Raw genomic sequence first — 13241 nt, forward strand, 5'->3', positions numbered from 1 at the left:
TTGCATCCGTAGCTCAGCTGGATAGAGTACTCGGCTACGAACCGAGCGGTCGGAGGTTCGAATCCTCCCGGATGCACCATCATTAAGAAACTCCTCATTCGAGGAGTTTTTTTTTGTCTAAAATTGCCATTCATAAAATTAACTAAATCATATTTTCGATAGCTCTTTGATTTATTCCCTCATAAACAACACATCTAGACAGCGACAATTTCTGTGATTTAGGCTAAAGTAATTGCCTTAATAAAATAAATTAACATCACAGGCGGGAGGTCGACTTGATCCCGGACGTATCGAAAGCGCTCTCATGGTTAGAGGCGCACCCAGAAACACTAAATGGCATTCAACGTGGTATAGAGCGTGAAACATTGCGTGTAACCCCAACAGGCGCAATTGCAGAGACCTTGCATCCAGAAGGGCTGGGAAAAGCTTTAACACATAAATGGATCACGACAGATTTTGCGGAGTCCTTACTCGAATTTATTACTCCTGTAGATAAAAGCATTAGCCATAATTTGGCTTTTTTGCGGGATTTGCACCGCTATACTGCTCGTCACCTTCAAAATGAAAGAATGTGGCCGTTGAGTATGCCGTGCTTTATTGAAAGTGAAGATAGAATCACTCTTGCGCAATATGGCTCTTCTAATGTAGGGCAGTTTAAAACACTGTACCGTGAGGGCCTTAAAAATCGTTATGGCGCTTTGATGCAGACGATAGCAGGGGTGCATTATAACTTCTCTTTGCCGATTGAATTTTGGCAAGCATGGGCTGGTATTGAAGATGCAGAAAGTGGCAAAGAAAAAATTTCTGAAGGCTATTTGCGCCTGATTAGAAATTACTACCGCTTTGGTTGGGTTATTCCTTATCTATTTGGCGCATCTCCGGCTATCTGCGGCTCTTTTTTGAAAGATAGAGATACTACACTATCATTTGATAAAACGGACTGTGGTACGTATTACTTGCCTTATGCGACATCATTACGCATGAGTGACTTGGGGTATACAAATAAATCACAAAGTGATTTAAATATCACATTCAATAAACTGGATGAATACGTCGAAAGCCTAAAAAAAGCCATCCATAAGCCTTCAGCTGAATTTGAAAAACTGGGTGTAAAAAAAGATGGCAAATATATTCAACTGAATACGAATGTGCTACAAATTGAAAATGAGCTCTACGCCCCAATACGGCCTAAACGCGTACCTAAAGGTAGTGAATCACCGTCTGATGCGTTGTTGCGCGGTGGTATTGAGTACATTGAAGTCCGTTCACTTGATATTAATCCATTTAGTGCAATTGGTGTTAATGAAACTCAAGCTCGTTTTGTTGATCTATTCTTAATCTGGTGTGTACTTGCTGATGCACCTGAAATGAATGCACAGGAATTAGACTGTTGTCGTCAAAACTGGAATCGTGTCATCCTCGAAGGCCGTAAACCAGGTCAAGTTATTGGTTTCGGTTGTGGCAGTGAAGTTAAGCCATTAGTTGAAGTCGGGCAGCAATTATTTAATGACTTGATTCGCGTGGCTGAAGTATTAGACACTTGTTGTGATGCCAAGTATCAAGAGGTTTGTCACCAATTTGTTGCTATGTTTAAAGACCCTACTCTCACATATTCAGCACTTGTTATGGATGAAATGCTAGAGAAAGGCATTGGTGGCTACGGGTTAGAATTAGCTGAAAAATATTTTGAACAGTTAGTGAATGAGCCGTATGAAGTGATAACTGAAGAGCAATTTGAGCAAGCACGATTAGCTTCAATAGAGAAGCAAGCAAAGATGGAACAAAATGAGAGCGAAAGCTTTGAGGACTATCTGCGCATTCATGCAGGGCGTTAAAAGAAATGGCCACTCTAGGTGGCCAAATAAAAAATCTCTTAGAGAATTAGGGATGATAACAAATTGCGCGTCTTTCAATAATTCAGACTATGTATTTTCAAAATAGTTTCATTTATTTTAGAAAATATTTTTTATTTTCGAGGAGGTCACGAAATGCCATTATTAGATAGCTTTACTGTCGATCATACTCGCATGTCAGCACCTGCTGTACGTGTGGCAAAGACCATGAAAACACCAAGTGGTGATACCATTACGGTTTTTGATTTGCGCTTTACTGTGCCCAATGAAGAAGCCATGACAGAAAAAGGAACGCATACTTTAGAGCACCTTTTTGCAGGCTTTATGCGTGATCACCTCAACGGTAATGGTGTTGAAATTATTGATATTTCACCAATGGGGTGTCGTACTGGTTTTTATATGAGCCTTATCGGTCAGCCAGATGAACAGCGTGTTGCTAAGGCATGGAAAGCTGCAATGGAAGATGTTTTGCAAGTGAAAGATCAAAACAAAATTCCCGAATTGAATGTGTACCAATGTGGTACATACAAAATGCACTCGCTAGAAGAAGCTCAGCAAATTGCACGTAATGTTATCGCGTCAGAAATTGGAATCAATAAGAACGATGAGTTAGCACTACCAGCAGAGAAACTTGAGCAGTTACACGTTTAGTTTTTTATGGCATATCCGCTATTAAAAAGAGCCAATGAAGGCTCTTTTTTTATATGAGAATTTACTGGCAAGTTTATAGTCAACTCAAAGATCAGGGACTTGAGAACTAAAAGTAAGTGGCGTGATCCTCACCTGCTTAACGATATTTTCACTCATCGTTAATACTTCGATAAGGTAATGGCCTACCACGATTTGCTCTTCAGGTTGTGGGATGTCACCGATAACCTCTAAAACCATCCCATTAACCGTTCTAGGGCCATCTATAGGGAGATTCCAGTCAAAAGCCTTATTCAGTTCACGAATATTTGCAGTGCCGTCCACAAGAACACTCCCATCACTTTGTGGCAAGACTTCCTCGGCTAAGGATGGCGACATAGAGGTTGTAAAGTCACCCACTATCTCTTCTAATATATCTTCTACAGTGATAAGGCCTTGAATTTCACCGTATTCATCAACAATGATCCCGAGTTTTTCTTTATTGTGCTGGAAATTAACTAACTGAACATTTAAAGGTGTACTGTTAGGAATAAAATAAATGTTATCAGCAGCTTTTATGAGGTTTTGCTTATTAAACTCACGTTTTTCCATCATAAGACGGTAGGCTTCACGGACACGTAAAATACCAATAGAGTCATCGAGTGAGTCACGGTATAACACAATACGGCCATGAGGTGAGTGGGTGAGCTGCCGAATAATTGACTTCCAGTCATCATTGACATCAATGCCAACAATTTCATTCCTAGGCAGCATAATATCGCCGACAGTGACTTTGTCTAAATCTAAAATTGAAATCAACATATCTTGATTTCGGCGGCTAATTTTATGCTTTGATTCGTTAACAATAGTGCGTAACTCTTCCTTATTAACCGCATCAGTTCTTGCGGTTAGTGATTTCACGCCAATGCAACGTAACAGCAACGCTGAAATCGTATTAAATGCCCAAACAATGGGCATCATGACCACTTGTAATGGTTTTAAGAAATAACTACTTGGAAATGCGATTTTTTCAGGGTAGAGCGCAGCCAGCGTTTTGGGCATAACTTCAGCAAAAATGAGGATCACAAAGGTCAGGATCCCCGTCGATATCGCGACTCCTGCGTTACCATACAGCCTCATACCGATAATCGTCGCTAATGCAGAAGCGACGATATTAATTAAGTTGTTACCGATAAGGACGAGACTTAACAGCTTGTCTGGATGTTTAAGAAGTTTTTCAACACGGATCGCTGAGCGATTGCCTTGTTTTGCTAAATGTTTTAACCGATAACGGTTTAGCGTCATCATCCCTGTTTCTGATGCAGAAAAATAGGCTGACATAAAAATTAAAACAATCAATATGATGATTAGCGTACTCGTGGACACATCATCCAAAACAAGTTTCCTTATGCTGTGAAAAGAGTGACTTTATTTGTGTCAAAATACCATAAACTCCTGTATTAGACGGTTACCAAAAAAAGCCATGGTTAAAATGATTGACCCGCCAACATGGAAAAATAAGACGCGCTTACCTCGCCATCCTCCATGGAAATGGCCCCAAAGTAGAGTGATATAAACAAACCAGGCGATCACGGATAACACCGATTTATGGATATTTTCTTTATCAAAAATATTATCCATATAAATAAAGCCGGTACATAAGGTAAGAGTCAGCAAAATGACGCCAACTTGAGTGACGTGGAACATTTTACGTTCAATTACCATCATAGGTGGCATATCGGGACTAAATTTTAAGGTTTTGTTTTTTAGCTGATGGTCAATTAAAGCCACTTGTAACGCATATAAGGCGGCAATAAGAAGTGTTGCATAGCTCAATAAAGCGAGGCCAATATGAACAAAAAGTGGTACTCGTGCTTCGAGATGCGTAATAAACTCCCCAGGCATTAGCGTCGACAACATCAAGTTAATGATGGCAAAACTATAGACGATGGGCGTTAAGTACCAAGCTTTTCCCCAATAAGCGACAACAGTCATAATCACACACATGAGCAAGCTCACTGTTGAGCCTAAATTCAGCAGTGTGAGGTTTTGTCCTTCGGCTTCACTGAAAATCAAAAATTTCAATGTAATAGCGTGAGTTACTAACGCAATCACAGCAAGAAAAAGTGCAAGATAGCGGTAGAGTGGCTGCTTACGCACTTGGCCAGGGACGATCAGTAATAGACTGACCATGTATGTACAAACTGCTATGACTGCAAATACGGGCATAGTATAGTGTCGTTAATCGTTTTTAGTGGAAAGTTATTTCATAGTATAACTTGTACGAGTGTAGGCTCCAACTATTGGACGGGCCAATCACAATATATTCATTGCTGATAGCACTTCATGCGCCTACTGCTTGGTTCGTATTATTAAATTCAAGCCATAATAACCTGTATCATCTGTTTCAAACAGGGGGCAGCGAAAAAACTGTGGGCATGTTACAATGGGGCATTATTTTGCCGCGATTATTTTTAGTGTTGGTTTCCCTTCATCATAGTGAAGGCATTGATGCTTATAATTCAAGTTGTTAGATAATGACACTTGAAATTATCTGTATTAGCAACCAGATCAGGCTGACATCGGCCCATCAACAGAATTGAGCTAAGACATATGTTTGATAATTTAACTGACAGACTATCGCGCACGTTGCGCAATATCAGTGGGCGTGGCCGTCTAACTGATGAAAATATTAAAGAAACACTACGCGAAGTTCGCATGGCCTTACTGGAAGCTGACGTTGCTTTACCAGTTGTCCGTGAATTCATTCAAAAAGTTAAAGAAAATGCCGTTGGGCAAGATGTCAATAAAAGTCTAACACCTGGCCAAGAGTTCATTAAAATAGTTCAAAATGAACTGACTAGGGCGATGGGGGACGAAAACCACCAACTTAATTTGTCTGCACAACCCCCCGCGGTTGTTTTAATGGCGGGGTTGCAAGGTGCCGGTAAAACAACCAGCGTTGCAAAATTAGGTAAGCTATTAAAAGAAAAGCAAAAGAAAAAAGTATTAGTTGTCTCTGCTGACGTTTATCGCCCTGCAGCGATTAAACAACTAGAGACATTAGCTGAAAGCGTTGGAATTGACTTTTTCCCTTCAGAAGTACAAGAAAAACCCGCAGCAATTGTTCAAAAAGCATTAAAACATGCACAATTGCAATTCTACGATGTGTTGTTGGTGGATACCGCAGGTCGCTTGCATGTCGATGAAGCGATGATGGAGGAAATCCAAGAGGTTCACCGCATTATTAAGCCCGTTGAGACCTTATTCGTCGTTGATGCGATGACAGGGCAGGATGCGGCAAACACAGCGAAAGCATTTAACGAAGCCTTACCACTGACAGGGGTTGTGTTGACCAAGGTGGATGGTGATGCACGAGGCGGTGCGGCGCTTTCAATTCGTGCGATTACGGGGAAACCTATTAAGTTCTTAGGTGTTGGTGAAAAAACTGATGCCTTAGAACCATTCCATCCAGAGCGTGTAGCGTCTCGTATCCTTGGTATGGGGGATGTGATTTCTCTGATTGAAGAGATTGAGCATAAAGTTGACCGTGATGAAGCTGAAAAGCTTGCTAAAAAACTTAAAACGGGAGATGGCTTTGATTTAAACGACTTTTTAAGTCAATTAAAGCAAATGCGTAATATGGGCGGCATGGCGAGCATGATGAGCAAAATGCCAGGAATGTCTCAGTTACCGGATGCCGTTAAGTCCCAAATGGATGATAAAATCACCGTTCGTATGGAAGCGATGATTAATTCCATGACACGTAAAGAACGTGAAAAACCAGAAATTATTAAAGGTTCACGAAAACGTCGTATTGCGGCAGGTTCGGGAACTACCGTGCAAGAAGTTAATCGCCTCTTAAAACAATTTGATGACATGCAACGCATGATGAAGAAAATGAAAAAAGGCGGCCTAGCCAAGATGATGCGCGGCATGAAGGGTATGATGCCACCGGGCTTTCCGGGGCGTTAAGCAATAAAGCCTCAAACAAAACGCACTTTTGATTGATTTTTGCGTCAAAGTGAGTAAACTTTTCGGGCTTTTTATATGACAGCCGGACTCTATCCCTCGATGGAGTCTGGTTGTTTTGTTAACTAATGAGGATGTTATGGTAACAATTCGTTTATCTCGTGGCGGCGCTAAAAAACGTCCGTTCTACCAAATCGTTGTGACTGATAGCCGCAATGCGCGTGACGGTCGTTTCATTGAGCGTATCGGTTTCTTCAACCCGATCGCTGCAGGTCAAGCAGAAGAACTGCGTTTAGACCTAGACCGTGTTGAGCATTGGGTTGGCTTAGGCGCAACTATTTCTGACCGTGTTGCACAACTGGTCAAACAAGCTAAGAAAGCAGCTTAATCTGTCGCGGTGGTAACAATGAGCAAGCAAACTAAACTACAGCCACCTGAAAACCCAATAGTATTGGGGAAATTAGGTGCGGCATACGGTATTCGTGGTTGGCTCAAAGTTTTTTCGTCCACCGAACATGCTGAAAGTATTTTTGAGTATCAGCCTTGGTTTATCCAACGTTCAGGTCAATGGCAACACATTGAAATTGAAGATTGGAAACATCATAACAAGGATATCATCGTCAAGCTGAACGGGGTCGATGACCGCGATGCAGCAGCACTCTTGACTAATTTTGAAATTGCGGTTGATTCAACCCAACTTCCTGAGTTAGAAAACGAATACTACTGGAAAGACCTGATGGGCTGCCACGTAGTGACGTTACAAGGGTATGACCTTGGTACCGTCACTGACATGATGGAGACCGGTTCAAATGATGTACTGGTCATTAAGGCGAATTTAAAAGATGCATTTGGCATCAAGGAGCGGTTGGTTCCGTTTCTTGATGGGCAGGTTATCAAGAAAGTCGATCTCGATGCTAAACTTATTGAAGTGGATTGGGATCCTGGTTTTTAAATCTCCGGTTGAACGGTTTTGATGAGTGGGACAAAATCATGTGGATTGGTGTAATTAGCCTGTTTCCCGAAATGTTCCGCGCAATAACCGAGTACGGGGTAACTGGCCGGGCAGTGAAAAATGGCCTGCTAACATTTGAGTGCTGGAATCCGCGAGATTTTACTCACGATAGGCACAAGACTGTTGATGATCGCCCCTATGGTGGTGGTCCAGGCATGCTGATGATGGTGCAGCCGCTTAAGGATGCAATCAACGCAGCAAGAACTGAGGCTGGTGAGGGTGCAAAGGTTATTTATCTTTCACCGCAAGGGCGCAAACTCAGTCAAGACGGTGTTTGCGAGCTGGCAACTAATGAGAAGTTAATTCTTGTTTGTGGCCGCTATGAAGGCATTGATGAACGTATCATTCAAACCGAAGTTGACGAAGAATGGTCAATCGGTGATTACGTTCTCAGTGGTGGGGAACTTCCCGCGATGGTGTTGATTGACTCAGTTTCACGGTTTATACCCGGGGTACTTGGTCATCAAGCTTCTGCCCAAGAAGATTCTTTTGCAGATGGTTTGTTAGATTGTCCACACTATACCCGCCCTGAAGTGTTAGATGGCATGCAAGTTCCTGATGTTTTACTTTCAGGAAACCACGCTAAAATAGATAGCTGGCGCATGAAACAATCACTCGGCCGTACCTGGCTTAGAAGACCTGAGCTTCTGGAAAGCCTAGCTCTGACTGACGAGCAGAGGATGTTGCTGGCTGAATTCCAACGGGAATATCAGTCTGAGCAACAAATGAATCCAGACAATTAATTGTCTAAATATATCAGTTTACCTAGGGTAAGAGAGTTATTATGAGCAACATTATTAAACAAATCGAAGAAGAGCAAATGAAGCAGGACGTACCTTCATTCCGTCAGGGTGACACCGTGGAAGTTAAGGTATGGGTCGTAGAAGGCTCTAAAAAACGTCTGCAGGCATTCGAGGGCGTGGTTATCGCTATTCGTAACCGCGGTCTGCACTCTGCATTCACTGTTCGTAAAATTTCTAACGGCGAAGGTGTTGAGCGTGTATTCCAAACTCACTCTCCAGTCGTAGATAGCATTGCTGTTAAACGTCGTGGTGCTGTTCGCAGATCTAAACTGTACTACCTGCGTGAGCGTTCTGGTAAGGCAGCTCGTATCAAAGAGCGTCTGAACGCCAAGTAATACGCTTTCGCTACATCCGAAAGTTATGTTATAGAGAGGCCCGCTTTTGCGGGCCTTTTTATATTCGCCACTATATTCTTCATATTTCAAGTTGTAGCTATGTTGGCTGCGTTCAGTCACACTAGTCACATCTATATTCGTCATATTTCAAGCTGTAGCTGTGTTGGCTTTGTTCAGCCACACAGGTCACATACTGATGTATGCTCCCTGCGATGTCCTCACTTTGCCGCCTTGCTACAACTTGAACTATTTAGAATATAGCTGGTAACTCATACTTATCTGTAAATAAATATTTACAGATAAGTGATTTTCAACTCTAATTTAAATGGTGGAAATATCTATCTTTCTTTGATTTATTTAACTATCAATTAGATATATTTGTGTAAATAAAAATATACATCAATAGAGATATTTTACATAAATGGATTGAATTGTTTACGATGCATGGTATGTTATTACTCATGCACTCAAACACAATACGTAAATAATAAACTAAGCAAATATAAGCTAATAAGTAGGTAAAAAATGATCATGCAAAAAGATGTACTCAACAACGTGAATATTCAAGACGAGCAGGTATTAATCACTCCTGAGAGTCTGAAAGAGAAATATCCGCTGAGTAACAGCAGCCTGCATGCCATTGCGACATCGCGCCAAGTGATTGCTGATATCATTCACCAACGTGACCCTCGCTTACTCGTGGTATGTGGTCCTTGCTCAATCCATGACGTGGATGCCGCTATTGAATATGGTGAGCGTCTAAAAGTATTAGCCGAAGAATTAAGTGATAGCTTATATATTGTGATGCGTGTCTATTTTGAAAAACCTCGTACAACAGTGGGTTGGAAAGGCTTGATTAGTGACCCATTTATGGATGGCTCTTTTGAAATGGAAAAAGGCCTACATATTGCTCGTGACTTATTAACTAATTTAGTGAATATGGGGCTACCATTAGCAACAGAAGCACTGGATCCTAACAATCCCCAATACTTAGGGGATCTATTCAGTTGGTCTGCAATTGGTGCAAGAACGACTGAGTCACAAACACACCGTGAAATGGCATCAGGCTTATCTATGCCAGTTGGTTTTAAAAATGGGACAGATGGAAGCTTATCTACAGCAATTAATGCATTAAAAGCTGCTGCCATGCCACACCGTTTTATGGGAATTAACCAATCTGGCCAAGTTTGTTTATTACATACTAAAGGGAATAGTAATGGCCATGTCATTTTACGTGGTGGAAAAATGCCAAATTACAATGCGGAAGATATCGCGGCTTGTGAAGCGGAAATGAAAAAAGCAGGTTTAGCGCCATCGCTTATGGTGGACTGTAGCCATGGAAACTCAAATAAAGATTACCGGCGTCAACCATTAGTTGTTGATTCTATTATTGAACAAATTATTAATGGTAATGAATCAATTACAGGTATTATGTTAGAAAGCCATATTAATGAAGGGAATCAAACATCTGAACAAGCCCGTGACGCAATGAAATACGGTGTGTCAGTGACAGATGCCTGCATTAACTGGCAAACGACGGAAACGGTATTGCGTAATTTACATCAGGCATTGCTACCTGTGCTTAAACAACGTGCGCAAAAATTGAGTAAAGTGAGCTGATCAAGGTATTGGTATGTCTGTTGAGTTAACCCATTTACGGGAACAAATTGATGAAGTTGATAAATCTTTACTCGATTTATTAGCAAAAAGGCTGCAACTGGTTGCTGAAGTTGGTGAAGTGAAAAGCTTACACGGCTTACCGATTTATGTGCCTGAACGAGAAACAAGCATGTTGGCAGCACGCCGTGCCGAAGCTGAGCGTATGGGGATCCCGCCTGATCTGATTGAAGATATTCTTAGACGGATCATGCGTGAATCTTATGCACGTGAAAATGATAAAGGGTTCAAAACACTGAACCCATCAGCAGGACCAATTGTGATTGTCGGTGGCGATGGGAAAATGGGACGGCTATTTCATCGTCTCCTTAACTTATCAGGCTACCAAGTTAAAACCTTGAACGAAGGTGATTGGCCGCAAGCAGAGTCTATAGTTGCTGGTGCTAGCATCGTGATGATTAGTGTACCAATACATTTAACGGTGCAAGTCATTAACCAACTGCCGAAACTGGATAAAAGCACTATCTTAATGGATATCGCATCGGTTAAGCAGCAACCGTTAGATGCGATGTTAGCGGTACATGATGGGCCCGTACTTGGACTTCACCCGATGTTTGGCCCTGATATTGGTAGTGTTGCAAAGCAAGTATTTGCTTACTGCAATGGCCGTAGCTCAGAGGCTTATCAGTGGTTCCTTGAACAACTATTAGTTTGGGGAGCTCGCTTGAAAGAAATATCAGCCGAAGAGCATGATAAAAATATGAGCTTTATTCAGGCGCTACGCCATTTTACAACATTTACTTACGGGCGAAACCTTGCTGAGGAAAATATCGATTTACAGCAATTACTTGATTTATCATCGCCTATATACCGTTTAGAGCTCGCGATGGTTGGGCGGTTATTTGCCCAAGACCCTCAGCTATATGCAGACATTATTATGTCTTCAAATGAAAATGTTGAATTGATACGTCGATATCACCAGTTGTTAGGTGATTCAATCGCACTACTAGAGAACAAAGATAAAACAGAATTTATTCGCCAATTTAATCAAGTTAGCCAGTGGTTCGGCGAAGATGCCTATCATTTTATGAAAGAAAGCCAATCATTATTGCAACGAGCAAATGATAATCGGAAATAATCATCCCCCGCTCTCTATCGTATTTTATAGCGGTAGGGGGCTTTAATTTCTGTTAATTTATTATTATCTTCCATAGCCTCCTGTTTTAGCTAATCTTTCCGTATATATTTATTTAAAATAAGCAATTGTACTTATCTATATAATTTCTATCGAATAATATGCCACTCAGTCGAAAATTAAATTTATTCACTATTTAATTCTAAATTAATCGATTTATAAAATTAATATTTATGAATCGATCGATTTATATGATAAAGATTTCATCTATTTTACCGATAACACTACTCATTAAATGATGGTTAGCGTGGTAAATATATGTTTTTTAAAAATCTTAAAATCAGTATGAAGTTAACGGTAGCATTTGGTAGTTTTGTTGCGCTTATTATCTTAAGTTCAATATTTTCTTTAGCGAATATGAATCGAGCTAATGATGGCATGAAACAAGTGTTGTATGAAAGTTATCCTATCGCCTCTACCGCAGGGCAAATGATGGATAACTTCTATTCTTTTATAGGGATCCAAGAGCTAATTTTACTGGATGATCGTGGTAGTGATAAACGCAGAGAAGAATTGGCTAAAATTACATTAAAAATTAATGAATTGATGGAAAACTTAGAAAATAACGTTACAGATGATCGCTCTAAAGAAGTCTTGGCTGATTTGCGTGTTATTCGCCAACAGTTTCATTCATCAATTACTCGCATCAATACCTTTTTATCAGAGAATAATCGCCAGGCTGCTATTGACGAAATGATGACGAAAACGTCGAGTATTCAGCGTGATTATCGAGAACAAATTCAAACGTTAATGGCAATTCAAGATTTGCAGATGCAAGAGATTGGCCGGAAAGTTAATGCAGACTATGAAAGTAATAAAATATTACTGGCAGTGCTATCGATCTTGAGTATTGGCGTGGGCTGCGTAATGGGGTGGTATATTACGACAATAATTACCAGGCCATTGGAAAATGCAGTTAATTTCGCTCAGTCAATTGCAAATGGGGATTTGACTAAAGATATTCAGGTTACTTCAAAAGATGAAACGGGTGTGTTGCTAAATGCACTGAATGCAATGAAAGAACACTTGCTGGAAATCGTCCAAGAGGTTCAGCAAGGTTCTGAAAGTATTTCGGCAGCAGCAGGGCAAATTGTTGCGGGGAACCAAAACCTGGCCGCGCGTACTGAAGAGCAAGCCGCATCAGTTGAAGAAACAGCCAGTTCAATGGAACAAATCACGTCAACGGTTCAAAACACGACTGAACACACTCATGAAGCAAGTATGCTTGCAGACCAAACTGCGATTATTGTACAAAACAATGGTGATATGATGAGCCAAGTTACGAATAAAATGCGTGCAATTAATGGCTCATCATCACAGATGACAGAAATTATTAATCTCATCGACTCCATTGCATTCCAAACTAATATTTTAGCATTGAATGCATCAGTGGAAGCGGCAAGAGCGGGTGAGCATGGGCGAGGCTTCGCTGTTGTTGCTGGAGAAGTAAGGTTGCTAGCACAGAAAAGTGCTGCTTCCGCGAGTGATATTCGTGGGTTGATTGAAAATTCATCGTCCCAAACACAAGAAGGCATGGAACTTGTCGAAAAAGCAACGCAACAAATACATGGTATGGTTGATAGTGTAAAAGAGATGAATGCGTTATTACGTGAAATTGGGCAAGCTAGCCGTGAGCAAAGCGATGGTATTTCTCAAATTAATAGTGCGGTCGGGCAGCTTGATTTAACCACACAACAAAATGCGAGTTTAGTTGAAGAATCTGTTGTCGCAGCGGACTCATTAAATGAACAGGCGTACCATTTGAAGGAGCTAGTCAATTATTTCAGAGTGAAATCGTCGAATCACCAACCTGAAGTGAGAGTATAG

Annotated in this window: 12 protein-coding genes and 1 tRNA gene; 11 read left to right on the top strand and 2 right to left on the bottom strand. The window is 41.0% G+C overall.

Annotation, left to right across the window (positions count from 1 at the left end):
* Window positions 1-2 precede the first annotated feature (2 nt).
* From M1E86_RS04650 to luxS, 3 genes are all read left to right on the top strand, one after another.
* Window positions 3-79: transfer RNA gene (locus M1E86_RS04650), tRNA-Arg, on the top strand.
* Window positions 80-275: 196 nt separating this feature from the next.
* Window positions 276-1835, top strand: coding sequence for a glutamate--cysteine ligase (gene gshA, locus M1E86_RS04655; protein ID WP_125893617.1), 1560 nt, complete (start codon window positions 276-278; stop codon window positions 1833-1835).
* A gap of 153 nt (window positions 1836-1988) precedes the next feature.
* Window positions 1989-2504 carry an S-ribosylhomocysteine lyase gene (gene luxS, locus M1E86_RS04660; RefSeq protein ID WP_125893615.1) on the top strand — a complete coding sequence of 172 codons (516 nt, stop codon included), beginning with the start codon at window positions 1989-1991 and terminating at the stop codon, window positions 2502-2504.
* Between the two features lie 84 nt (window positions 2505-2588).
* Here luxS and M1E86_RS04665 read toward each other — a convergent pair whose 3' ends face one another.
* Both M1E86_RS04665 and M1E86_RS04670 read right to left on the bottom strand, forming a co-directional pair.
* Entirely contained in the window at window positions 2589-3875 is a 1287-nt protein-coding gene (locus M1E86_RS04665; RefSeq protein ID WP_125893613.1) for a CNNM domain-containing protein, read from the bottom strand.
* Between the two features lie 42 nt (window positions 3876-3917).
* Window positions 3918-4709, bottom strand: coding sequence for a cytochrome C assembly family protein (locus M1E86_RS04670; RefSeq protein WP_102139731.1), 792 nt, complete (start codon window positions 4707-4709; stop codon window positions 3918-3920).
* A gap of 384 nt (window positions 4710-5093) precedes the next feature.
* Here M1E86_RS04670 and ffh point away from each other — a divergent pair, with 384 nt between their 5' ends.
* The 8 genes from ffh to M1E86_RS04710 all read left to right on the top strand — a co-directional run bounded on the left by ffh (window position 5094) and on the right by M1E86_RS04710 (window position 13241).
* Window positions 5094-6455, top strand: coding sequence for a signal recognition particle protein (gene ffh, locus M1E86_RS04675; RefSeq protein WP_004914034.1), 1362 nt, complete (start codon window positions 5094-5096; stop codon window positions 6453-6455).
* A 136-nt stretch (window positions 6456-6591) separates the two neighbouring features.
* Window positions 6592-6840 (top strand): 30S ribosomal protein S16, encoded by a 249-nt coding sequence (rpsP, locus tag M1E86_RS04680; protein WP_004264823.1) that lies wholly within the window; start codon window positions 6592-6594, stop codon window positions 6838-6840.
* Between the two features lie 18 nt (window positions 6841-6858).
* A complete protein-coding gene (gene rimM / locus M1E86_RS04685) occupies window positions 6859-7404 on the top strand; it encodes a ribosome maturation factor RimM (protein ID WP_125893611.1) in 546 nt (181 codons plus the stop codon).
* 38 nt (window positions 7405-7442) lie between these two features.
* Window positions 7443-8207: a tRNA (guanosine(37)-N1)-methyltransferase TrmD gene (gene trmD, locus M1E86_RS04690; RefSeq protein WP_125893610.1), complete on the top strand. Its 765-nt coding sequence runs from the start codon at window positions 7443-7445 to the stop codon at window positions 8205-8207.
* Window positions 8208-8248: 41 nt separating this feature from the next.
* Window positions 8249-8602: a 50S ribosomal protein L19 gene (rplS, locus tag M1E86_RS04695; RefSeq protein WP_096864779.1), complete on the top strand. Its 354-nt coding sequence runs from the start codon at window positions 8249-8251 to the stop codon at window positions 8600-8602.
* Between the two features lie 525 nt (window positions 8603-9127).
* Window positions 9128-10222, top strand: coding sequence for a 3-deoxy-7-phosphoheptulonate synthase (locus M1E86_RS04700; RefSeq protein ID WP_319863389.1), 1095 nt, complete (start codon window positions 9128-9130; stop codon window positions 10220-10222).
* Between the two features lie 13 nt (window positions 10223-10235).
* A complete protein-coding gene (gene tyrA, locus M1E86_RS04705) occupies window positions 10236-11357 on the top strand; it encodes a bifunctional chorismate mutase/prephenate dehydrogenase (RefSeq protein WP_213912855.1) in 1122 nt (373 codons plus the stop codon).
* Between the two features lie 315 nt (window positions 11358-11672).
* A complete protein-coding gene (locus M1E86_RS04710; protein WP_125893603.1) occupies window positions 11673-13241 on the top strand; it encodes a methyl-accepting chemotaxis protein in 1569 nt (522 codons plus the stop codon).

The sequence above is a fragment of the Providencia sp. PROV200 genome, from assembly GCF_049901995.1.
GTDB classification, from domain to species: domain Bacteria; phylum Pseudomonadota; class Gammaproteobacteria; order Enterobacterales; family Enterobacteriaceae; genus Providencia; species Providencia rettgeri_E.